The organism is Paenibacillus sp. IITD108, assembly GCF_036541265.1.
Lineage (GTDB): Bacteria > Bacillota > Bacilli > Paenibacillales > Paenibacillaceae > Pristimantibacillus.
This window is the reverse complement of the sequence record NZ_JAZHCT010000034.1, coordinates 38,581-60,224: the sequence shown is the minus strand read 5'-3', so window position 1 is coordinate 60,224 and position 21,644 is coordinate 38,581. Positions and strand designations below refer to the sequence as shown.

18 protein-coding genes are annotated in these 21,644 nt (G+C 45.2%); 12 read left to right on the top strand and 6 right to left on the bottom strand.

Annotated elements, in window-relative coordinates:
- Nucleotides 1-126 precede the first annotated feature (126 nt).
- On the bottom strand, nucleotides 127-783 hold the full coding sequence (locus V1L65_RS23245) for a transcriptional regulator (protein ID WP_331701658.1): 657 nt from the start codon (nucleotides 781-783) through the stop codon (nucleotides 127-129).
- Between the two features lie 361 nt (nucleotides 784-1,144).
- On the opposite strand from V1L65_RS23245, the gene V1L65_RS23240 reads away from it, so the two are divergent.
- The 4 genes from V1L65_RS23240 to V1L65_RS23225 all read left to right on the top strand — a co-directional run bounded on the left by V1L65_RS23240 (nucleotide 1,145) and on the right by V1L65_RS23225 (nucleotide 6,086).
- The gene (locus V1L65_RS23240) at nucleotides 1,145-1,951 is read left to right on the top strand and encodes a hypothetical protein (protein WP_331701657.1); all 807 of its coding nucleotides are present in this window, start codon (nucleotides 1,145-1,147) and stop codon (nucleotides 1,949-1,951) included.
- A gap of 267 nt (nucleotides 1,952-2,218) precedes the next feature.
- On the top strand, nucleotides 2,219-3,754 hold the full coding sequence (locus V1L65_RS23235; RefSeq protein WP_331701656.1) for an FAD-dependent oxidoreductase: 1,536 nt from the start codon (nucleotides 2,219-2,221) through the stop codon (nucleotides 3,752-3,754).
- Between the two features lie 142 nt (nucleotides 3,755-3,896).
- The gene (locus V1L65_RS23230; protein WP_331701655.1) at nucleotides 3,897-4,853 is read left to right on the top strand and encodes a Gfo/Idh/MocA family protein; all 957 of its coding nucleotides are present in this window, start codon (nucleotides 3,897-3,899) and stop codon (nucleotides 4,851-4,853) included.
- An 81-nt stretch (nucleotides 4,854-4,934) separates the two neighbouring features.
- On the top strand, nucleotides 4,935-6,086 hold the full coding sequence (locus V1L65_RS23225) for a sn-glycerol-1-phosphate dehydrogenase (RefSeq protein ID WP_331701653.1): 1,152 nt from the start codon (nucleotides 4,935-4,937) through the stop codon (nucleotides 6,084-6,086).
- A gap of 115 nt (nucleotides 6,087-6,201) precedes the next feature.
- Here the strand turns inward: V1L65_RS23225 and V1L65_RS23220 are convergent, their stop codons facing one another.
- The 3 genes from V1L65_RS23220 to V1L65_RS23210 all read right to left on the bottom strand — a co-directional run bounded on the left by V1L65_RS23220 (nucleotide 6,202) and on the right by V1L65_RS23210 (nucleotide 8,846).
- Nucleotides 6,202-6,885: a TetR/AcrR family transcriptional regulator gene (locus V1L65_RS23220; RefSeq protein ID WP_331701652.1), complete on the bottom strand. Its 684-nt coding sequence runs from the start codon at nucleotides 6,883-6,885 to the stop codon at nucleotides 6,202-6,204.
- 63 nt (nucleotides 6,886-6,948) lie between these two features.
- Nucleotides 6,949-8,115 (bottom strand): ABC transporter permease, encoded by a 1,167-nt coding sequence (locus tag V1L65_RS23215; RefSeq protein WP_331701651.1) that lies wholly within the window; start codon nucleotides 8,113-8,115, stop codon nucleotides 6,949-6,951.
- A complete protein-coding gene (locus tag V1L65_RS23210) occupies nucleotides 8,112-8,846 on the bottom strand; it encodes an ABC transporter ATP-binding protein (RefSeq protein WP_331701650.1) in 735 nt (244 codons plus the stop codon). Before V1L65_RS23210 ends, V1L65_RS23215 begins: the two co-directional genes overlap by 4 nt.
- Nucleotides 8,847-9,223: 377 nt before the next feature.
- Between V1L65_RS23210 and V1L65_RS23205 the strand changes: the two genes are divergently transcribed.
- Complete coding sequence (locus V1L65_RS23205) at nucleotides 9,224-9,817, top strand: AAA family ATPase (RefSeq protein WP_331701649.1); 594 nt, start codon at nucleotides 9,224-9,226, stop codon at nucleotides 9,815-9,817.
- 130 nt (nucleotides 9,818-9,947) lie between these two features.
- On the opposite strand, the gene V1L65_RS23200 is transcribed toward V1L65_RS23205, so the two are convergent.
- Together V1L65_RS23200 and V1L65_RS23195 are read right to left on the bottom strand one after the other, a co-directional pair.
- Nucleotides 9,948-10,775, bottom strand: coding sequence for an aldo/keto reductase (locus V1L65_RS23200; RefSeq protein WP_331701648.1), 828 nt, complete (start codon nucleotides 10,773-10,775; stop codon nucleotides 9,948-9,950).
- 35 nt (nucleotides 10,776-10,810) lie between these two features.
- On the bottom strand, nucleotides 10,811-11,977 hold the full coding sequence (locus V1L65_RS23195; RefSeq protein WP_331701647.1) for an iron-containing alcohol dehydrogenase: 1,167 nt from the start codon (nucleotides 11,975-11,977) through the stop codon (nucleotides 10,811-10,813).
- Nucleotides 11,978-12,190: 213 nt separating this feature from the next.
- Here V1L65_RS23195 and V1L65_RS23190 point away from each other — a divergent pair, with 213 nt between their 5' ends.
- The 7 genes from V1L65_RS23190 to V1L65_RS23160 all read left to right on the top strand — a co-directional run bounded on the left by V1L65_RS23190 (nucleotide 12,191) and on the right by V1L65_RS23160 (nucleotide 21,619).
- Nucleotides 12,191-13,096 (top strand): ArsR/SmtB family transcription factor, encoded by a 906-nt coding sequence (locus V1L65_RS23190; RefSeq protein ID WP_331701646.1) that lies wholly within the window; start codon nucleotides 12,191-12,193, stop codon nucleotides 13,094-13,096.
- Nucleotides 13,097-13,807: 711 nt separating this feature from the next.
- Nucleotides 13,808-15,157: an Nramp family divalent metal transporter gene (locus V1L65_RS23185; RefSeq protein ID WP_432506684.1), complete on the top strand. Its 1,350-nt coding sequence runs from the start codon at nucleotides 13,808-13,810 to the stop codon at nucleotides 15,155-15,157.
- A gap of 399 nt (nucleotides 15,158-15,556) precedes the next feature.
- The gene (locus tag V1L65_RS23180; RefSeq protein ID WP_331701644.1) at nucleotides 15,557-17,626 is read left to right on the top strand and encodes a bifunctional aldolase/short-chain dehydrogenase; all 2,070 of its coding nucleotides are present in this window, start codon (nucleotides 15,557-15,559) and stop codon (nucleotides 17,624-17,626) included.
- 72 nt (nucleotides 17,627-17,698) lie between these two features.
- Nucleotides 17,699-18,076, top strand: a complete 378-nt coding sequence (locus V1L65_RS23175) for a sensory rhodopsin transducer (protein WP_331701643.1) — start codon at nucleotides 17,699-17,701, stop codon at nucleotides 18,074-18,076.
- 23 nt (nucleotides 18,077-18,099) lie between these two features.
- Nucleotides 18,100-19,320, top strand: a complete 1,221-nt coding sequence (gene rhaI / locus V1L65_RS23170) for an L-rhamnose isomerase (RefSeq protein WP_331701642.1) — start codon at nucleotides 18,100-18,102, stop codon at nucleotides 19,318-19,320.
- Nucleotides 19,317-20,789, top strand: coding sequence for a rhamnulokinase (locus V1L65_RS23165; RefSeq protein WP_331701641.1), 1,473 nt, complete (start codon nucleotides 19,317-19,319; stop codon nucleotides 20,787-20,789). Before rhaI ends, V1L65_RS23165 begins: the two co-directional genes overlap by 4 nt.
- Nucleotides 20,790-20,860: 71 nt before the next feature.
- Nucleotides 20,861-21,619, top strand: a complete 759-nt coding sequence (locus V1L65_RS23160) for a DeoR/GlpR family DNA-binding transcription regulator (RefSeq protein ID WP_331701640.1) — start codon at nucleotides 20,861-20,863, stop codon at nucleotides 21,617-21,619.
- Nucleotides 21,620-21,644: the final 25 nt, after the last annotated feature.

The following is a 21,644-nucleotide window of genomic DNA, read 5'->3' as shown; positions in this document are numbered from 1 at the left end:
GATAACACACCATCGTTCAAAAAGATCACATACCGCCGTTCAGTTATATCACACACCATTGTTCAGCTAGATCATAAACTGACCGACATACAGTTAGATCTCGAACCGACATTCAATTGAAGGAGTTCAACTGAAGGTGTTTAACTGATATGTACGATATCGTTGCTTTCCGCTTGAAACAATAAGCAATTTTTTGGCGATGAGAGAACGAAGCACTACTCTTGTGCGGTTCTCCGATAGCAATAGATGCAAGGATAATTCTCTTGCTTCAATTGGGCGCAGCAGCCGTCGAGCGAGTCTTAGAGTTTCGGCTTCAGCCCACGTAAGTTCTGAACTCATATCGATCGACAGAAACTTTCCAACATAGGACAGCACCAAATTTTTGCAAACTTCTGGATCATCGCGAATAGTCAAATATGCAATTGGAAGAAAGGACCAATTGTCAAGCGTTAGCAAAGCTTGCTTCATGCATAGATCCTTGAAACGATTTGTTTCAATATCTCTGGCGTGGCTTCCATAATCCTGAATTTCGATACAACCCTTGGCACCACCAGGCATATAGGCAAGATCAAGATAACGATATTTGTTATTTAAATCCCGGACTTCATATTCCGAATGAAGATCTTTGAGATTTCCGATGACAGGGTACCAAATCTTCTTTAGGAATGTTATCGTCCCGTAACTCAAGCCTTTACTTAATAATTCACGTCTTCTTGGATTTTTTTCCTCGGCAATTTGTGCACTTAACCAGTTCTCATAAGCTTCATCAAAAGATAAGTTCATCTTATCACCATCCTTTTTTGTTTTATCAAAGAAAAAACCGCTTCAATACGAATATGCATATATGCATCGTATCAAAGCGGTTTATTCTTCAAACCGTTAAATTGTATCTAAAGTATCATGTCTAACCCGTTTCGACAAGACTACCAAGAAAATTTTGGGTGTATATTCCAGAGGGGAAATGATTATAGAGGACTTGTTCTTGTAATTCGCCGGTGAACGCTCCTGTCCAAAAGAAGGCAGAGCTGTTTATCCTTGTCGTGCTTGATTTTTTTACCTACGTGAAACAACAGGTTCTATGAATGTTAGAACTACCGCGATTTCGTTCTATTTATTACGATAATGGAAGAAAGGCGGGATCGTGATGAGTCATCATTTTGCACAAGGAACTAAGCTGGAGCGAGCAAGCATGCATTTATTTTCAAAGCTGTTTGCTTCCTGTACGACTTTGCTGGTGTTTGGAATAATGACAGTGGGCTGGAATCTGTATGAACTGTCTAAGTTGATCGCTAACAAAGGTGTGCTCTTTTTGTTTTTTCCTTACGCCATAGGCTTTTCTTTGCTGGCAGATTGGCTTGCCTCGCGCGCTGGATTCGGTCGAATCTTTTTGCTCTTCTTATTTTATATTGCAGGCGGTTATTTACCGTTTATTGTTATAGCGATTTGGAATGGCAGCTTTTTCTTCTCCATTATATATGTCTTCTTTGCTGGAACGATCGGTATGCTATGCGCTATTGCTCATCTTGGAATGAGCAATTGGGTGATGCGCTTAAAATTGTTCGGCATTGCGGCCGCTATATGCCTGGCGGTATTGACAACCGTCTTGCTTCTGGGCGACTTTTCAATAAAGCAGGGCGTTGTGGAGAATTATACGGATACTTCCTATAATGTGAAATTTGACTATTTTTATGGCGAGCATAAAGTGCCTGTCGACTTGCAGGAAGGTACAATTATGCATTATGAGATTTTTTGGGAGGAGACCAATCATGGCGGTTACGGTCACTATATGCTTGATCCTAAAGGACATAAAATAGGCAGGATGGCTAGCCCCAGTTCAGAAATGCTTTCATTTGAAGTATCAGAATCAGGGCGTTATTATTTCGTCATTACTGGAGAGGAATTTGCAGGGAAAATCGGTGTGGAATGGCGTATTGAAGCAGCAACAGAGTAGCACTGAGCAGCACTGTGAAATGACCCTCCAATTGTTTGTGTTTTGTAATTTATTGGGTAATTTACTTGAAACTAGTGGTTGGTCAAAAGTAATCACGTATCTCATTGGAGATATCCGCTTTGTTCCTATATAATAGAAAAGGGTTTGAAACATTTTGTAAAATATTGACGTCAATAAGTGTAGGTTTTTGCTAGGACCGTAGTTTCAAGCTTCCAGAAATTATAATTATAGGCGTGGGGTGTGGAATTGAAGAAGTTAATTTTTTTGATGCTACTATTGTTTGTATGGGGCTGCAGCTCGGAATCCGAGCCTGAAAAGGGGAACGATGATCCGAAGCCGACGGCTTCAGAGCAGGTTACCGGTCCGGGAAAAAAGGAGCCAAAGGAGCTTGCTGCTGACAAGGATGCACATATTGTTATTATCGGTTCTGAAATAGAAGGCATGTATTTAGCAAGAGCGGCAAAGGATGAAGGACTTAATGTGCTTGTGCTAGATCCGCGTGAGCATCCGGGCGGACAGGTCATCCAAGGGCAAATGCTGTTTTTGGACGAGCCTACCGATGATGCGCAAAAAACACTCACACAGGGCCGTGTCAAGCAATTGTTTGACCGATTCAAAAAGGGTGAAATTCGTACTTTAGAGCAATTTACCGCTTATTATAATGATTTGATAGACGGAATTCCAATCGAGTCCGGTATTGAAATTACAGATGTGAAGAAGGAAAACGATGAAGCGACTGGCCGCACAAAAATAAGCGAGCTGACTTATAAGACAGCTGGCGGCGAAACAAAAACGGTAGCTGCAAACTATTTTGTAGAAAATACAGATTTCACTGCCCTTACCCATTTGCTTAGCGATAAGCGTATTCCAGGGGTAGAGACGATCTTTAATCAATCCGAGCCGGATTATATGGCTTCTTCTATTATGATGAAGTTTAAAGGGGTAGACTGGGATAAGTTTCATAAGGAAGTCAATAAGCTGAGTCAAGCGGAACGGGATGAGAAGTATGGCTCTACTACGAATGTAACAAATACGTTTACATGGGGCTTTGGTAATGTAGGTGGCAGCTACACAGCAACGCGGGACGATATATTTTTACGTGGCTTGAATATTTTGAATCAGCTTAATGGCGAAACGTTAATTAACGCCTTGCTTATCTATGATGTAGTACCTACTGACGCTGCAAGAGTTGCGGAAGCGGTTGAGCTTGGCAAAAAGGAAACGGATCTCGTGCTGGAGCATCTGCGCAAAGAGCTTCCTGGCTGGGAAAATGCTGAAGTGAATGGTTACCCGGAATATTTATATATTCGCGATTTTGATCGCTATGAAACCGATTATGTCCTGACAGGCACAGATGTAATGGGAGCTGAGATGTTCTGGGATAATGTGAGCATCGGTGGATACCCGCTCGATAATCAGGGGACGAAGACAAGTGTTTGGGGAATCAGTCTAGGCAATCCGGACAAATACGGTATGCCGCTTCGTTCCTTTATTCTAAAAGATTATGCTAACGTAATTGTAGCAGGCAAGAACGTAGGTGCTTCCGCTGCTGCATATGGCAGTGCGCGCATTCAGCCTAATACTTCGCTTGCTGGAGAGGTTATCGGCATTATTCTCGGACAAATTGAAGGTGAAAAACAGCTGACTCAGCTTGATGAGGCAGATATGAAGGAGCTTCATGCTTATTTGAAAAAGCAATATAATATAGTAGTAAGCGGTGTGAAAGGCAAAAATAAAATTGCTGATTACACAGAAGAAGAGAGAGCACAGCTTAATAGCGGCAAAAAAGTTGAAAAGAAATAACGATTCCTTTTAAAATTTCACGGAAATGAAGCGCCCTTTGGACAAGTGTACGTAAACGCTTGTTCAAAGGGCGTTTATATGCTTACAATAGAGCATAGAACTCAAAAAAGTATCATTGGTTGGGCAGCAGGGAGGAACAACAATGAAGGCGGTTTTAGTAGGACTGGGCAGATTCGGGCTTGGATGGTATAAGCGATTGCTGGAGCGCGGCATGCTGGCTGCGGTAGTGGATAGCAATCCAGAGATGATGGACAAAATGGCGGCTGACGACATTCCTTTTTACCATACGCTGGAGGAAGCGCTGGAGCGGGTAAATGTTGATTTTATCGTCAATGTAACACCGCCGCATATACATATGGCTATTAACCGGATTGCGTTTGAGCGCGGCATTGCAGTGCTGTGCGAAAAACCGATCGCTAACGATTTTGAAGAAGCGGTCGAATCCGTTAAGCTTGCGGAGCACTATAATGTGCCTTTTATGATTGCAGAGAACTATAGATTTGCTCCAAATATTAGAACGCTCAAGAAGCTGATCGAAGAAGGAGCTATTGGTCAGATTTCTGAAATCGATATTCGCTTTCACCGCTACCACCCGCTTAAGAGAGCTTATCCGACTCATTTGCTGAAGGACATCGGTATACATCATCTGGATATGCTGCGTTATTTGACAGGAAGGGAAAGTATTAGCGTACAAGCGTATTTGCACAAGCCGATCGGCAGCTGGGAAGAGGAGGGCGCTATTCTAAGCGCTTCGCTAGCTATAGAGCTTGAGGGCGGTATCGCTGCCAGCTATACTGGTACTATCGCTTCGCATGCTCCGGCTACTAATTGGCCGGGCAATTGGCGCATAGATGGTACGAAAGGCTCGCTGGAATGCATACAGGATCGCCTCTATTTGACGGTGAATGGCGAAACGTCATTGATTGAACCGTTAAGCGGTGAGCAATGTCCTGATTGCTTGCAGGAATTTTTGGATGCATTGGCCGAAAAGCGTGCAGGGGAGACTAATGCGCGTGATTATTTGCATACCCAGGCTCTGGTTGAATATGCCGAAAGATCGCATCAGGCGGGCAGAAGGATCGCAATAGATTCTATATAGCAGCCGGGGCAGGCAACTGCATACGGACAACCTCGATCATACAAGGTGATCAGGCATAACAATTATAGAAAGAGGGACAGCATGGCTTCATTGCTTTGGAATAGGGAAACGGAAAGCAGCCGTCTTGCAGGAATGGATTGCTTGCATATTGAAGACGATGCCCTGATGAGGCTGCTTCCATATATTGAAAATAAAGGATACTCAAAAATAATCATTGCCGCGGATGCTATTACCTCGGCTTTGGCAGGTAATGTGCTTTTGGAGAAATTGAGCAAGGCGGGAATTGCAGCTTACGAAACGATCATTAAACCGAACAGCTGCGGCGATGTCGTGGCCGATGAAGCATCGGTCATTCAGCTGCTGCTGGATGTGCAGCAGCTGGAAGCAGAGGCTGTCGTCGCTGTCGGAACAGGAACCTTGCATGACATCACCCGATATACAGCATATACAGCGGGCATCCCATTTATTTCGGTGCCTACCGCACCTACAGTCGATGGTTTTAATTCGAAAGGCGCGCCACTGCTGCTGCGCGGTGACAAAATTACAATTGCTGCAAAAGGCCCATCGGCTATGTTTGTAGATTTAACACTGCTGCAGCAAGCGCCAGCACAGCTTATCGCGGCTGGCTTCGGCGATATGATCGGTAAGTATACCTCATTGCTTGACTGGCATTTTGGGGTGAATGAGCATAACGAGCCGTTTTTGCAATCGACTGCTGATTTGACCATAGAAGCGCTGCAGGCTTGTTTGGAGCAGGCCCAGGATATCGCTGCCGGTACTCGTGAAGGAGTCAAAGTATTAATCGAAGCGCTTATTCAATCAGGCGTAGCGATGCTGCAATTTGGACAGTCGCATTCAGCATCGGGCTCGGAGCATCATTTGTCGCATTATTGGGAGATGGAGTATATACGGATCAACCGGCGTCAGCTGCTGCATGGGGCAAAGGTAGGCGTTGCCTGCGCAGAAATGATCAAGCTCTACAAGCAGCTTGCTGTACAAGATGGAGGACTGGATTTTGTGCGCGACCCTCATACGCTGCGCAAGCTTATTGAGCAGCTGCCCGATGAGGATGAGATAAGGTCGCTGCTTAAACAGGTAGGCGGACCAGCTTCTGTTGAAGAGCTGGGCATCAGCGATGAACTGCTGCAGCGCAGCTTGCGCGAGGCGCATCATGTCCGGCCGAATCGCTATACAATATTGCGGGCGTATAATGAAGCGAGAGGGCTGGGATAATGATTATCCGATTGCCTGACAAACCACAGCCAGTACATAACAAGCAAAAAAAGCGGGCCAAGAGGAGATTTCTCTAAGCTCGCTTTTTATTTGCGCTGCAGCTTCTTAACCCAGCTTAATAAGATTTCGGCTGAGCGGCGATGCCGTACATCAGCATATTGATGGTACGGTCGATTTCCTCATCCTCGTCAAAGGGCTGCTCGGGAATAATAATGATATGCGTAATAATCATGCCTACCAGCACAGTAGAGGCTGTGCGGATAATACGCCATGGCGGCTCTTCTATAAGCTGGCCTTGCTCTTGAAAGTGTTTAATCATTTTTTCAACCCGCTGCAAGACGATCGTAGTCATTGCTTGCTTGATTTGACCAAGCAGCTCAGGCTGAAAAGGGACCTCATGAATTAATATTTTAATCAGCTTGACGTTTTTTCGAGCGAATGCGATACGATCCTTGGCTATTGCCCGGAAGAGATCCTCAACCCGCTGATAGGGCAAATCTAACACTTTGGCAAAATCTCGCATAATAAATGGAGCGACGAGCTTTCCGACGATCGGCCCGGCTATCGATAGAAGAAGATCTTTTTTCGTTTTATAATGACGAAAAATCGTTCCTTCCGCAACGCCTGCCCGTTGGGCGATTTCACTCGTCGAGGTCGCCGCAAAGCCTTTTTCTGAAAAAATATCGATAGCAGCTTCAATAATTTTTATTTGCTTAGCTGTTTTTTTGTCTTCATCATCGTCAGCCAGCTTTAACAAATCAGCCAGCCACTTTTCTTCGTGATTCTCCTTGCTTGCCACAGGGCTGTACCTCCTTGCGGTTATGCTGTGCGGCTGCGCGGCAGCCTTATAGCTCTTACCTTACTATATTTTTCTATGCTTGCGCAATGCAGCGATATTAGCTGCGATAAATATTAGTGACAATGCTGCGAGTACAAAGACATTTACAGCAATGGCCTGCCAGCCTTCGCCGCGTATCATGACATCTCTTAGCGCGTCCGCACCATACCGCAGCGGCATTAGATAAGAGAGCCAGCGCAAGCCGGGCAGCATCGTATCCAAATCGAATAAGCCGGAGAAAAACACTTGAGGGACAATGACGATCGGTATGAACTGGATCATTTGCAGCTCTGTTTTTGCAAAAGCCGATAAAAATGTGCCAAGACTGAGTGCGGTTATGGAAAGCAGCAACGTAATCAGCAATACATAGAAGATTGAGCCGACCATCATAAGCCCGAGCACTTGAATGGAAAAGCCTGCGATCAGCATAGCTTGAATGCTCGTAAATATGCCAAAGCCTGCAATATAGCCGACTACGATCTCCCATCTTCTAAGCGGCGTAGCAAGCAGGCGCTCCAGTGTTCCGCTTGTTCGTTCCTTCAAAAAAGAAATGCCGGCTATTAAAAATACGAAAAAAAATGAAAATACACCAATGAGTACCGGTCCGAAATTATCAAAGGAGGTCATTTTCTCAGAGCCGTGCAAATATTCAAAATGCGGCTGCAGCTGCTGCAAACCTGATGCTGGGCCTGCAGGATTAGCAGTCGTTCCGCCACCGGTCTCACCGGTCTGTGAGCTTGGCTGCTGAGCGTCAGGCTGTTGAGCCTGCTGTGAGCTTTGCGGCATGCCCGCAGGAGCAAGATGCTGCATATTTTGCTGCACAGCTACCTGCATCGTTTGCTGCAGCAATAGCATAACGGCTTTGCTCTTGGCAGGATCGCTGCCCTCCAGGCGGACGATAAGCTCTTCGCCCCGCAGCGTAATGATAGCATCAAGCTCTTGTTTGCCAAGAGCCTTGGAGGCGGCATCTTCGCTATCATACTGCATAATCGAAATATCGGCAGCTTCAAGCTGCTTCACCAAATGCTCAGGTGCTTGCCATACGCCGAGCGTCGGCTTATAAGTATCTCCGTTAAAAACAAGATACATTAGTGTTATGACGAGCAGCGGAGCAGCGATAAGCAAGGCAAGCGTACGTTTATCGCGTACAAACTGGCGTATAATCCGAATAATGAGCGCTTTAATTCTCATGCGGTCTCACCCCCGTATACTAAAAATGCCCCTTCAAGCGTTTGGGAGTTTGTTTTAGCCTTCAGCTCAGCCGGCGTGCCGATTGCGATCAGCTGTCCCGCTCGGATCATGCCCAGACGATCGCAGCGCTCTGCCTCATCCATAACATGGGTTGTTACAATGATGGTCGTGCCTTGCCGGCTAATTTCCTCCAGCTCTTGCCAAATCGATTGCCGCAGAACAGGATCAATACCTACGGTCGGCTCATCAAGAATAAGCGTCGGTGGCTCGTGAATTAATGCGATTGCCAGTGAAAGTCTGCGCTTCATCCCGCCGGAATAGTTCGCAACGAGATTATTCATCGCATCCTGCAAGCCGACCAGCTCCATAACGCTCTTGATTCGCTCCTGCAGCGCCTTGCCCTTCAATCCATATAAAGCTCCAAAAAACTGCAAGTTTTCCTTTGCTGTCAATTCATTATAGAGCGCATCAGCTTGCGCCATATAACCGATGCTGCCAAGCATCGCTAAACTAGGCATTTGCGTATTCATTACCGTAACGCTGCCTTCGGAAGGAATATCAATTCCGGCAATCAGCTTGATCAATGTTGTTTTACCTGAGCCTGATGGCCCTAAGAGACCGAAAATTTCTCCTTGTGAGATCGCAAGCTCAATATGGTCCAGTACCGTGGCAGAACCGAATTTGCGGCTGACCTGCTCTACACGAATCCAGTCAGATTGGTTTAAGGACATGAATTTCACTCCTTTTTAGGTAGTCCATGAGGATAAAAAATGAAAGTGAGTAATCACTCATTTATTTTACGATTTCAGTGTACTTCTTGCTCAAGCTTGTTGTCAAGGATCATATTTTTATTTATCGTGCAACATTATGGAATGTAACTCGTTAAAAATTGATAAGAGAAGCCCCAAGATGTTAGCCCCAAAAATAGCACGGCTGATTTTATAAGTATAGAATTACCCATATGCAATATTTGGCTATTATATTAGAATAGAAAGGAACGTCATGTCATTTATCCAAGTGTGATAACTGGCTGACGCTCCTTTCTTATTATTGGGTTAACTATAGTTTCTGGTTGATTTAATCAAGTCATCAGTCAAGGAGATAGCAAATGGGAAAATTAATATTTGTCGTTGGCGGTGCTGGAGCGGGTAAGACGACTATAGCTAAGGGGCTGGCGAGCAAAAGGAAGCTGGCTTTTTTTGATATGGACACGCTGTTAAGGCCTGCAGCAGTCGCTATTATGACGCTTCAGGGGCTTGATCCGAATGATCGTGATTCTCCGGAATATAAGCGATTATGCCGGGATTTAGGTTATCGTATAACGATGGATGCTGCCTTGGAAAATGTAAGTATTGGGATAGATGCTGTCGTTATAGGACCTTTTACCAAAGAAACCGAGGATGCCAAGTGGTTGGAGAAAGAGCTGCAGATGGCAGGGATGACGCAAGATCAGGTAGAGGTAAAGGTGGTTGTCGTTCATCTTTCCGACGAAGAAACGTATCGGTCGCGATTCATAGCAAGGAGCTCTGAATTGGATAAGTGGAAGCTGGATAATTGGAAGAGCTTTAAAGCGAGCTTGAAGCGAAGAGAAATGGCTTGGCCATTGAAAGAGGGTTCTATTTTATATTTTGATAATTCTCTTGCACTTTCGGATGATCGGCTTGCAATGCTGGAGCAGTTTGTTTTCGGAGCAAAAACCTAACTCTGATGATGATGCTCTGTATGCCAATTATTCTAATGAGTCTGTACTTCATTTTTCGTAATTGGCATACAGCAGCGGTTAATGCTTAATTCGTTAAGTCAGTTAGGCTTGCTAGAAGGTAAGAGTTTTTCTAGAAGTTGAAATTATCCGGGTCAGCGCCGAAGCGTTTATTTTGGTTAAGGGCGGAAATTTGTGCCATTTCCTCATCCGTTAAAGAAAAATCAAAGATTTCAGCATTTTCCTTCATTCGGGAAGGCGTAACCGTTTTTGGAATGACTACAACGCCGTTTTGCAAGTCCCAGCGCAGCACGATCTGTGCGGCTGATTTGCCGTATTTGGCTCCGATTTCCGTTAGGACTGGCAGATCCAGATTGCCTTGCATAAGCGGGCTCCATGCGGTCAGCTGTATTTGGTTTTCTTTGCAGAAAGCATGAAGCGGCTCTTGCGTTAATAGCGGATGACATTCTACTTGGTTAATCATCGGCTTAATCTCGCAGGTTTCCATTAAATCCTGCAAATGATGAATTTGGAAGTTGCTTACGCCGATCGCGCGTACATGCCCTTCTTTATAAAGCTTTTCCATAGCGCGCCATGTATCCTTGTACTTGTCTTTGACAGGCCAGTGGATAAGCAATAGGTCAACGACCTCCAGGCCAAGCTTCTTGCGGCTTTCTTCGAATGCGGCCAGCGTCGTGTCATAGCCTTGGACGGCGTTCCATATTTTCGTAGTTACAAATATTTCCTTGCGTGGAACGGAAGTAGCGGCAAGCGCTGCGCCAACGCCCTCCTCGTTATTATAAACAGCTGCAGTATCAATGCTGCGATAGCCAGTTTCCAGCGCAGCCAGAACGGCCGCCTCTGCTTGTCCTTCCTCTGTAACTTTCCAAACCCCAAGTCCCAGCCAAGGCATGCTTACTCCGTTATGCAATGTAGTGCTGCTAGTAAAAGGTTGTGACATCGTTAGTCCTCCTTAAAATTTACAATATAAATGTTTTATAGAGATGCTTCTAAAATGGCACGCACATCCTGCTTGCCAAGGCGTTTGAAGGAGCCGAAGTCGCCATAACGAACCGCTTCCTCTGCCATGCGATCAAGCTGATCGTCACCAATTTTAAAGTCAGCTAATCTGGATTCTGCCCCAATGCGTGAAAAGAAGCTGCGTGTCGCTTCAATGCCCGCCAGTGCTATTTCCTCATCCGACATGCCTTCGCCATTAATGCCCCATACTCTAGTTGCATACTGTACAAAACGATCAATGCGCTCTTTGTAAACATATTTCATCCAATTCGGGAAAATAACAGCCAGACCTGCGCCATGAGGAATATCATAGATTGCGCTGACCTCATGCTCGATATTATGCGAAGCCCAGTCATTTTCCATACCTGCGCTAATAAGTCCGCCGTTAAGCGCTAACGTTCCGCACCACATCAAATTAGCTCTTGCAGCGGCATCCTCTGGTTTATCAATTGCGATTACAACATTTTCGATAACGGTTTGCAAAATGGATTCACAAAGTCGCTCTTGCAGCGGTGTATTTGTAGTTTTGCTGAAGTATTGCTCAAAGACATGAGACATAATATCAATCGAGCCATATACAGTCTGATTGCGTGGAACCGTATAAGTCAGTGTTGGATCTAAAATTGAAAAGACAGGGTATAAATGCGGGCTGCCGCAAGCTCTTTTTAAATTTTGCTCCCAGTGGGAAATAACGGTGGAGCCGTTCATCTCGGAGCCGGTAGCCGCAAGTGTTAGGATAGTTCCGATTGGCAAAGCCTTTTGAACGACTGCTTTATTCGTATAGAAATCCCATACATCGCCATCGTACAAGGTTCCGGCTGCAATTGCTTTTGCTGCGTCAATAACACTGCCGCCGCCTACAGCGACAATAAGATCAACATTATGCTCTCTGCATAGCTCTATTCCGGCATTTACGCTAGTAAGACGTGGATTCGGCTCTATTCCGGACAGTTCGATTACTTTCAAGCCTTGCTGTGTAAGCTTATCGATCGAGCGGTCATATAAACCTGAGCGTTTAATGCTTCCTCCGCCATAGACAAGCAGCACAGTACTGCCATATTTCGCAGCTAGCTCGCCAATTTGATCCGCTTTGCCTTCGCCAAATACAATACGTGTAGGGTTGTAAAATTGAAAGCTATTCATAGTCCAAGCCTCCTTAGTTAATTAGTTACTTTAAAAGTTAACTAATTATCTTTTTAGTTATGTAGACGAGCTTTATTCTATTTAAAATAGTTGAAAGTGTCAAGTGCCATCACAATTAGATTGAAAGGTTAACTTCTAAGTTATATAATTGGTTCAGCATGCAGGAGTGAAGGCGGGGGAATTACAATCAATATTGAAGTTAATAGTCATAATATGCACATTTTAGAGTGCTTCTCATCCCATACACGTGTACGGATTATTGAGCTGCTTGGCGAGCAGCCGATGAATATTAAAAGCTTGTCGGAGGAACTGGATATCAAATCGCCAATCGTTACGAGGCATATACAAAAGCTGGAAGAAGCCGGCATTGTACGAAGCGAAAATGTAGCAGGCAAACGCGGTATGCAAAAAGTATGCTATTTGCAATTGTCGCGAGCCACACTGCTGTTTCAAGGCGGGGAGAACAGACAGGAGCAAGCGCATCATAAAGAACTGGAACAAGGAAATCGCTATGATATTTCTATACCGGTAGGCAATTATTCTGCCTTTGAAGTGAAGCCGACCTGTGGTCTGGCCTCCGAGACACAAATGATCGGCATGTGCGACGATCCAAGATATTTTGCTGATCCGCAGCATGTGCAGGCGCGCGTCATTTGGTTTGGTTCAGGCTATGTCGAATATCGCATTCCGAACTATATGATTTACAATGAACAGCCGGATTCATTGGAGTTTTCAATGGAGATTTGCTCGGAAACGCCTTGTGCGGTCAGTCATTTGCCGTCGGATATAACGTTTTCTATTAACGATGTGGAAGTAGCGGTATGGACATATCCTGGTGATTTTGGCAGTACGAGAGGTATTTACACTCCGCAATGGTGGTACAAAAATATTCAGCATGGATTAATGAAGATGATTCGCGTTACGCGCCAAGGCTCGTTCATCGATGGGATTAAAGCGTCAGATGTTACGATAGATAAACTGAAGCTGGCCTATGACAAGGAAATTTTGCTGCGTATTTCTTGCAGCTCGACAGCTAAAAATTGCGGCGGCGTTACTTTGTTTGGAAAAGGCTTTGGCAACTACAATCAAGATATTGAGGTAACGCTGAGGTGTAAGTAGCTGCAATAGAAATTTGCGTCCCTAGCAAGTTCAATGAATATAGAAGTTTAATGGAATACGTAAACAAACCGTGATTATAGGTGTCTTTTGTTCCCAATAAGGCCGTTTGGCAGGCATTGGCTCGTTGTGATTAACTCGAAGCATTGGCTAACCATTGTATATGAAAAAGCATTCAGAATAGGCATGTGCCACCTCAAAACGGCTAAATGTATATGAAATTTCATGTACATTACACTGAAATGCCTCAAAAAGCACGATTGTATATGAAAAAGCATACAGAATAGGTTGGTGCTACCTCAAAATGGTTAAATGTATATGAAATTTCATATACATTACACTGAAATGCCTCAAAAAGCACGATTGTATATGAAAAAGCATACAGAATAGGCATCTGCCACCTCAAAACGGTTAAATATATATGAAATTTCATATAGAATACGCAGAAACGTCCAAAAACACAACAATTGTTTACGAAAAATCATATAGAAAACACCGGTCGGCGCTTGCTCCAAACTGCTTTTGTTGGGCATATTTTCGCTATAAAAGTGTTTTTCAACTGCCTACCAAACTCAATTTAGTTTGATAAAAAGATCGCCTCTCCTGGCTAAGGAGGAGGGCGATCTTATTTGTGATAGCGCAAAATATGATCAACAAATCACCGTTAAAATAAACGGCTTCATAATTTGTGCAGAAGATGTAAAAGCTATGGACATGAAAAAAGATCAAACGAATCATAACGGATGGCTGCGGAACAGTAATAATATTAGCTTGGAAGAGGTTAATAATACCGTTAAAATACCTGCCAATGCGGGGTTTTGGCGCAAATTGCTAGCTTTTGCCGGACCGGGCTCGCTTGTCGCTGTAGGCTATGTCGATCCGGGAAATTGGGCTACCTCAATTGCAGGAGGAGCGCGTTTTGGCTATACGCTTTTATCAGTCATTCTAATTTCCAATGTAATTGCGATGCTGCTGCAAGCATTATCTGCGAAGCTGGGCATCGTGACCGGCAAAGATTTGGCACAGGCTACACGCGACGCTGTTGGGAAAAAGACAGCGACCTTTTTATGGATTTTAACAGAGCTTGCAATTATTGCGACGGATTTGGCTGAAGTAATCGGATCTGCCATTGCCCTCAACCTGCTATTCGGCATTCCCTTGCTGCTCGGCATCGCTATAACAGTGCTGGATGTGCTGCTTTTGCTGCTGCTTCAGCGCAAAGGGTTCCGCTGGATCGAATCGATTGTTATCGTGCTGATGGCGACAATTCTGTTTGTATTTGCATTTGAAGTTATAATATCCAAACCAGAACTATCTGCTTTGTTCGGCGGGTATGTTCCAAGCTATGAAATAGTGACCGACCCAGAGATGCTATTTATTTCACTAGGTATTCTAGGCGCAACTGTTATGCCTCATAATTTATATTTGCACTCGTCTATCGTTCAAACCCGGCAATATAAGCGGACAACGGAAGGCCGGAAGGAAGCGCTGAAGTATTCCTTTATCGATTCAAATGTTTCATTATTTTTTGCATTCGTAATTAACTCTGCTATATTGATACTAGGCGCTGCTGCTTTTTACGGAACAGGGCTTGAGGTTTCAGAAATTGAAGCAGCCTACGAGCTGCTAAGCCCAACTTTGGGGGTAAGCATTGCGGGCACATTGTTTGCAGTTGCTTTGCTCGCATCTGGGCAAAATTCGACGATAACCGGTACGCTGACTGGCCAAATTGTAATGGAAGGCTTTATACGCATGAGGATATCTCCTATATTGCGCCGCTTGATTACAAGACTCATTGCTGTCGTGCCGGCATTTGTAGTAACATGGATTTCCGGATCAAAAGGGACGGGTGAATTGTTATTATGGAGCCAGGTTATACTCAGCCTGCAGCTGCCATTTGCCGTAGTGCCTCTAGTACTGTTTACAAGCGACAAAAGAAAAATGGGCATTTTCGCCAATCGAACGTGGATTAAAATAACGGCTTGGACGGCAACCTGCGTCATTATTGCTCTAAACATTTTTTTAATCGCGTATATTATTATGACAGGTCGAGAGTTAGGTTAGCCTTTCTTGAAGAAAGCTGGCGATTCATAGAATACTAAACGTTTTGAGAGCTGTGTAAGATCAATGATCTTATACGGCTCTTTTTTAAATGTAAGAAAGTATAAGTTTTGGTAACCTTATATCCATTCTTGTATTTTATCGGTAATCGCATCTGTCGAAAGGACGGCGGAGCCGTTGATGCTTGTTCGTTTGCCATTACTCAGGTAGTTTGTTTTTATTTGTTTCCTATTAATGATGTCCGATTATTTTTGTTTCAATGGTATTCAAACATAAACAAAGATGATATACTGGGGATAATTACAGATAAACAAATACAAAAACAAGAAAAACTAAGGGGAAAGGACCTGGTTTTCTTGTGCAATGATGCATGAACAAAAATGATATTTGGAGGAACTATCTATGGTACAACCTTTATGGGACAATGCGAAAGCAGCTAATTTGCAGGGTGGCTTGGAGGAGCTTGTCTATCGCTCCAACATTATCGGCGAGGATCGCCGCGTGTGCAATTACGGAGGCGGCAATACGTCCAGCAAAACAATCGTGAAGGATTTCCGCGGCCGCGATATAGAAGTGATGTATGTAAAGGGCAGCGGCTCTGACCTTGCAACGATGAAAGCAGGCAATTTCACAGGATTGCGTATGGACGATATTCGTCCGCTGTTTGAACGGAATGAAATGTCAGATGAGGATATGGTTGCTTATTTGGTTAATTGCATGATCGATGCCAAGCATCCGCGTGCTTCTATTGAAACGCTGCTGCATGCTTTTTTGCCGTTCAAGCATGTTGACCATACCCATCCTGATGCGATTATCAGCCTGTGCTGCGCGCATAACGGCAAAGAGCTTGCCAAACAAATTTTTGGCGACCGCTTTGTATGGGTGCCTTACGTCCGTCCTGGCTTTACGCTTTCCAAAATGATTGCAGAAGGCGTATTGGCTAATCCAAACGCTGAGCTAGTATTAATGGAGAAGCATGGCCTTGTAACCTGGGGCGAAACCTCTGAGGCATGCTACGCTCAAACGATCAAAATCATTAACGAAGCTGAAGCTTTCATTGAAGATCGCGTACAAGCGGACAATGTATACGGCGGCGTGAAGCATGAAGCGCTGGCAGCGGAAGTCCGCCGCAGCATCGCAGCGGCAGTTATGCCTACGATTCGCGGTGCTGTAAGCGATGAGAAGCTGATGATATTGTCATTTGATGATGAAGCGGATGTGCTTGCCTTTGTGGGCGGCAAAGATTCTGCCAAGCTGTCTCAGGTTGGCGCAGCTTGCCCTGACCATTTGGTGCATACAAAGGTTGTGCCTTTGTTTATCGACTGGACTCCGAATGCAGACGATGTAGAAGGCTTGAAGCAGAAGCTTGTTGAAGGTGTTGCAGCCTATAAAGAGCAATACAAGCAATATTTTGAACGCAATAAAAACGAAGGCGACGTTATGTTTGAGGCTGCTCCCCGCGTTATCCTGATTCCGGGTGTAGGCATGATCAATACAGGCAAGAGCTGGGCGATGTCGCAAGTAAGCGGCGCTTTGTTCCACCGTGCGATTGCTGTAATGCGCGGGGCTACAGCGCTTGGTGATTTCGTATCGCTTAGCGAGAATGAGTCGTTTAACGTAGAATATTGGCCGCTTGAGCTTTACAAGCTTTCTCTTGCCCCGGCTGAAGCTGAATTTTCTCGTAAAGTAGCCTTTATTACTGGCGGAGCCGGCGGTATTGGCAGCGAAACGGCAAGACGTCTCGTTTCCGAAGGCGCGCATGTCGTACTTGCGGATCTGAATTTAGAAGGTGCTGAGCGTGTCGCTGCCGAAATTAATGAGAAGTACGGTGCAAACAGAGCTTTGGCCGTCAAGATGGACGTAACTAGCGAGGAAATGGTAGCCGCAGCTTATGCAGAAACGGCGCTCGCTTACGGCGGCGTTGATATTATTGTAAATAATGCAGGCCTTGCTACTTCCAGCCCATTTGACGAGACGTCCTTGAAGGAATGGAACTTGAATATGAACGTGCTTGGAACCGGCTACTTCCTAGTAGCTCGTGAAGCATTTAAAATTATGAAAACGCAAGGTGTAGGCGGAAATATGGTATTTATCGGATCTAAAAATTCGGTTTATGCCGGCAAAAACGCGACAGCTTACAGCTCTGTTAAAGCGCTTGAAGCGCATTTGGCACGCTGTATTGCAGCAGAAGGCGGCGAATTCGGCATTCGCGTCAATACGGTTTTGCCTGACGCTATTTTGCAAGGCTCTGCGATTTGGAACGGCAGCTGGCGCAATGAGCGCGCAGCGGCGTATGGCATTGAGCCGGATCAGCTGGAAGAATACTATCGCAAGCGTACTACTTTGCTAGTGAATATTTATCCGCGTGATATCGCGGAAGGCATCGCGTTCTTTGCTTCTTCCAGATCGGCAAAAACAACCGGCTGCATGCTGACTGTTGACGGCGGCGTACCGGCAGCGTTCACCCGTTAATAGCGGAAACGTACGATTTTTGCCTGTAAATCTCATTTGCTTAAACATGATTCTATAAAAGGGGGATGCTGGATGTTCGAGGCATATGGCGAGAAAATTTGGTATATACCGGATGGCTATATTCCACCCAAAAGCTCTGGCGAGCTTATAAGTCATGAATCAATATGCGTGCTTAATCGCTCATCTGTGGATGCTGAGCTTTCAATAACGATTTTCTTCGAGGATCATGAGCCGATTGACAATATTTCTGCAGTTGTTCCTGGCAGAAGAGCGTATCATATTCGCACAAGCTCGCTCGCAAAAGATGGCGTATCGATCCCGGCAGGCATTCCATATGCAATTGAAGTAATGAGCAGTATCCCTGTTATTGTGCAATACAGCAGATTGGATTCGACCCAGGCTGAAAATACACTAATGTCGACCATAGCTTATCCGATTAAGCAATCATAAATTTTATTAGGAGGGCGTTACCCATGTCCGATCGCGCATATGCATTATTCGAAGAGCAGCAGAAGGCTAGAGGAATCGATTTGAATGTAGTAAAAGAGCGTCTCAAGGCATTGAAGATTGAAACTCCTTCATGGGGATATGGTGATTCCGGTACAAGATTTAAAGTATTTCAAAAAGAAGGCGTGCCTCGCAATCCATTCGAGAAGTTTGAAGATGCCGCACAGGTGCATGCCCTGACAGGACTTGCTCCTTCCGTTGCTATTCATATTCCTTGGGATAAGGTGGAGGATTTTGGGAAGCTGAGAAGCCATGCTGAAGGTCTAGGTCTTTCTATCGGCGCGATTAATCCGAATCTGTTCCAGGAAGATGAGTACATGCTCGGTAGCGTAACTCATGCAGATGCAGCGGTACGTCGTAAAGCTACCGATCATTTGCTAGAGTGCGTCGATATTGCCAAGGAAACAGGCTCACGCGATATTAGTCTGTGGTTTGCGGATGGTACAAACTATCCAGGTCAAGGACATATCCGCAAGCGCAAAGCTTGGATGCAGGAAGCTTTGACTGAAATGTATAAGGCGCTTACGCCGAAAATGCGCATGCTTATTGAATACAAATGCTTTGAGCCAGCGTTTTATCATACGGACCTTGCAGACTGGGGCATGGCTTACAATCTAGCGCAAAAGCTCGGACCGCAAGCTGAAGTTCTAGTAGATACAGGGCATCATTTTCAAGGAGCTAACATCGAGCATATCGTAGCCTATTTGCTTGACGAGAAGCGTCTTGGCGGCTTCCATTTCAACAGCCGCAAGTATGCGGATGATGATCTAATTGTCGGAACAGTTAATCCATACGAGCTATTTTTAATCTTCTATCAAATTCTTGATGCGGCTAATGACGAGGATGCGGCTATACGTGATAATGTGTCCAACATCGCTTATATGATTGACCAATCTCATAATATCGAACAGAAAATTCCAGCCATGATGCGCTCTGTACTTAATGTTCAGACGCAATTTGCTAAGGCGCTTCTTATAGATCACAAGGAAGTAGCAGAAGCTGCTGATCGCCATGATGTACTTGCGGCAGAGCACGCTGTCCGACGTGCATTTGAGTTTGACGTTACGCCGCTTCTTCATGCCATCCGCGAGGAGCAAGGCTTGCCTGTCGATCCGATGCAGGCTTATCTATCAAGCAGCTATGGAAAAGACATCCTGGTGAGAGGCAAGGGTGGTGCGAGCTGGTGACCCATGTTCTTGCATTCGATCTTGGCGCAAGCAGCGGCAGGGCAGTGCTTGGACGTTTAGTTGATGGACGGATTGAGCTGGAGGAGCTTCACCGCTTCTCCAATGATCCCGTTCTAGTTGGCAAACGGCTGCACTGGGACGTATTGCGTTTACTGCACGAACTGAAGCAGGGCTTGCTGAAAGCAAAAAACCAAGGCATCGAGCTTGGCAGCATTGGTATTGACACCTGGGGAGTTGATTTTGGCGTTATTAACGAAGCAGGCGAGTTGCTTGGCAATCCATATCATTATCGCGATACTCATACAACTGGCATGATGGAGCAGCTTATTGAAGAGCTGTCTGCTGATACGATCTTTGAACGTACGGGCATTCAATTTATGCCGATCAATACGTTGTATCAGCTCGCTTCCTTGAATCGGAATCATTCACAGCAGCTAATTGGCGGCAAGCATATATTGTTATTCCCATCGCTGCTCCGTTATTTTTTGACCAATGAGATGTATAATGAATTTTCACACGCTTCAACTACGCAAATCTTTAATCCGAAAACAATGGATTGGGATGACCTGCTGCTGCAAACAATTGGGATTGATCGTGAGCTGCTGGGCGAGGTTGTACAGCCTGGCACACAAGCAGGGAAGCTTAGTGATGAGGTGTGTGATGAGCTTGGCATTGACACTGTACCTGTGATCGCCGTTGCAGAGCATGATACCGGCTCAGCAGTCGTTGCTGTTCCTTCTACTGAACGCTCTTTTGCTTATTTAAGCTGCGGTACTTGGTCGCTAATCGGGACAGAGGTGCAGGAGCCTGTTATTAATGAAATGTCGCAAAGCTTGAACTTCACGAATGAGGGCGGCGCATATGGCACCTTTAGGCTGCTCAAAAATATAATGGGTCTTTGGATTTTGCAGGAAAGCAGGCGCGCGTGGGAGAGAGAAGGCAAAGCTTATTCGTTCCCGGAGCTAGTTCAGCTGGCAGAGCAAGCTGAGCCATTCGCTCATTTTATAGATGTAGACGACGATCTGTTTTTGCATCCTGGGGATATGCCTGCACAGATTCGCTTGTATCTGGATCGTACCGGACAATCGCATCCTACTGATGTAGGCAGCTATGTGAGAGCAATTCTGGAAAGTCTCGCTTTTAAATATCGCCAGGCTTTCGAGCAGATTGAACGATTGACAGAGGCTGTGTATGAGGGACTGCATATGGTTGGCGGCGGCATTCAAAATACATTGTTATGTCAGTGGACAGCAAATGCACTAGGCAAGCATGTATGGGCAGGTCCGGTTGAAGGCAGCGCCATCGGAAATATGGCTGTACAGTGGATTGCCTCTGGCGAGCTTAAGGATGTTTGGGAGGCAAGACGTGTTATTCGCGATTCATTCCCAATTGTCCAGTATGAGGCTCAGGATGCCGAAAGCTGGAATAATGCGTACAAACAGTATAAAATGAAAACGAACATTAAATAGTGAACATGTACGTAATATACTCATTACTGCGCAGCGGCTATGAGGACTAATGTGTGAAATGAGGAAATGGAATGTTGGTTGCTGAACGCTATAACTACATCGTGCAGCTTGTAAATGAGAGAGGGAGCATACGCGTCACAGAGCTCAGTGAGCTTTGTCAGGTGACGGAGGAGACGATACGCCGTGATTTGGACCGTTTGGAGCAGGTTGGCAGACTGCGCCGTTCTCATGGCGGTGCTGTCAGCGTAAAGGATCAGCAGCCGGAAACACCTTTCTTCGAGAGAGAAGTCGCTTATGCCGATGAAAAGCGAAGAATTGCGGAAGCAGCTGTGAAGCTAATTAAGCCGCAGGACCGGATATTGCTTGATGCCAGCTCAACAGCGTGGTACATGGCAGCATCAATGCCGGATATTCCGCTTACCGTCCTTACGAATTCTATTAAGGTAGCGTTGGAGCTTAGTGGAAAAGAGAAGATAGAGGTAATTTCTACTGGAGGGATTCTAGCTTCTCGTTCATTATCTTACGTAGGTCCGCTAGCAGAACGTTCACTTGATGCCTATCATGTAGATAAAGTTTTTTTCTCGTGCAAAGGTGTTCATTTGGATCGAGGCGTTAGTGAATCTAATGAGCTTCAAGCTCGAATCAAGTATCGGATGATTGGCATGGCAGATGAGATTGTTTTGCTGGCGGACTCTAGCAAGTTTGGCATGCAGGCGTTTACACATGTCGCTGATTTGGCAGATATAGATCGAATTATTACGGATAAAGCTTTGGAATCCAGTATACGTGAGAGATTGCAAGAGCGTAATATAGAAGTAACTATAGTTTAACGGTCCTCGCATAATAGGCGCTGGC

What these genes read in the sequence shown, in the direction of transcription:
- V1L65_RS23225 (WP_331701653.1), top strand. Translation starts at nt 4,935, where the DNA reads ATGGCTTCATTGCTTTGGAATAGGGAAACGGAAAGCAGCCGTCTTGCA.
- V1L65_RS23245 (WP_331701658.1), bottom strand. Translation starts at nt 783, where the DNA reads ATGAACTTATCTTTTGATGAAGCTTATGAGAACTGGTTAAGTGCACAA.
- V1L65_RS23215 (WP_331701651.1), bottom strand. Translation starts at nt 8,115, where the DNA reads ATGAGAATTAAAGCGCTCATTATTCGGATTATACGCCAGTTTGTACGC.
- rhaI (WP_331701642.1), top strand. Translation starts at nt 18,100, where the DNA reads ATGTCCGATCGCGCATATGCATTATTCGAAGAGCAGCAGAAGGCTAGA.
- V1L65_RS23240 (WP_331701657.1), top strand. Translation starts at nt 1,145, where the DNA reads ATGAGTCATCATTTTGCACAAGGAACTAAGCTGGAGCGAGCAAGCATG.
- V1L65_RS23195 (WP_331701647.1), bottom strand. Translation starts at nt 11,977, where the DNA reads ATGAATAGCTTTCAATTTTACAACCCTACACGTATTGTATTTGGCGAA.
- V1L65_RS23200 (WP_331701648.1), bottom strand. Translation starts at nt 10,775, where the DNA reads ATGTCACAACCTTTTACTAGCAGCACTACATTGCATAACGGAGTAAGC.
- V1L65_RS23235 (WP_331701656.1), top strand. Translation starts at nt 2,219, where the DNA reads ATGCTACTATTGTTTGTATGGGGCTGCAGCTCGGAATCCGAGCCTGAA.
- V1L65_RS23190 (WP_331701646.1), top strand. Translation starts at nt 12,191, where the DNA reads ATGCACATTTTAGAGTGCTTCTCATCCCATACACGTGTACGGATTATT.
- V1L65_RS23180 (WP_331701644.1), top strand. Translation starts at nt 15,557, where the DNA reads ATGGTACAACCTTTATGGGACAATGCGAAAGCAGCTAATTTGCAGGGT.
- V1L65_RS23175 (WP_331701643.1), top strand. Translation starts at nt 17,699, where the DNA reads ATGTTCGAGGCATATGGCGAGAAAATTTGGTATATACCGGATGGCTAT.
- V1L65_RS23210 (WP_331701650.1), bottom strand. Translation starts at nt 8,846, where the DNA reads ATGTCCTTAAACCAATCTGACTGGATTCGTGTAGAGCAGGTCAGCCGC.
- V1L65_RS23185 (WP_432506684.1), top strand. Translation starts at nt 13,808, where the DNA reads ATGAAAAAAGATCAAACGAATCATAACGGATGGCTGCGGAACAGTAAT.
- V1L65_RS23160 (WP_331701640.1), top strand. Translation starts at nt 20,861, where the DNA reads ATGTTGGTTGCTGAACGCTATAACTACATCGTGCAGCTTGTAAATGAG.
- V1L65_RS23205 (WP_331701649.1), top strand. Translation starts at nt 9,224, where the DNA reads ATGGGAAAATTAATATTTGTCGTTGGCGGTGCTGGAGCGGGTAAGACG.
- V1L65_RS23230 (WP_331701655.1), top strand. Translation starts at nt 3,897, where the DNA reads ATGAAGGCGGTTTTAGTAGGACTGGGCAGATTCGGGCTTGGATGGTAT.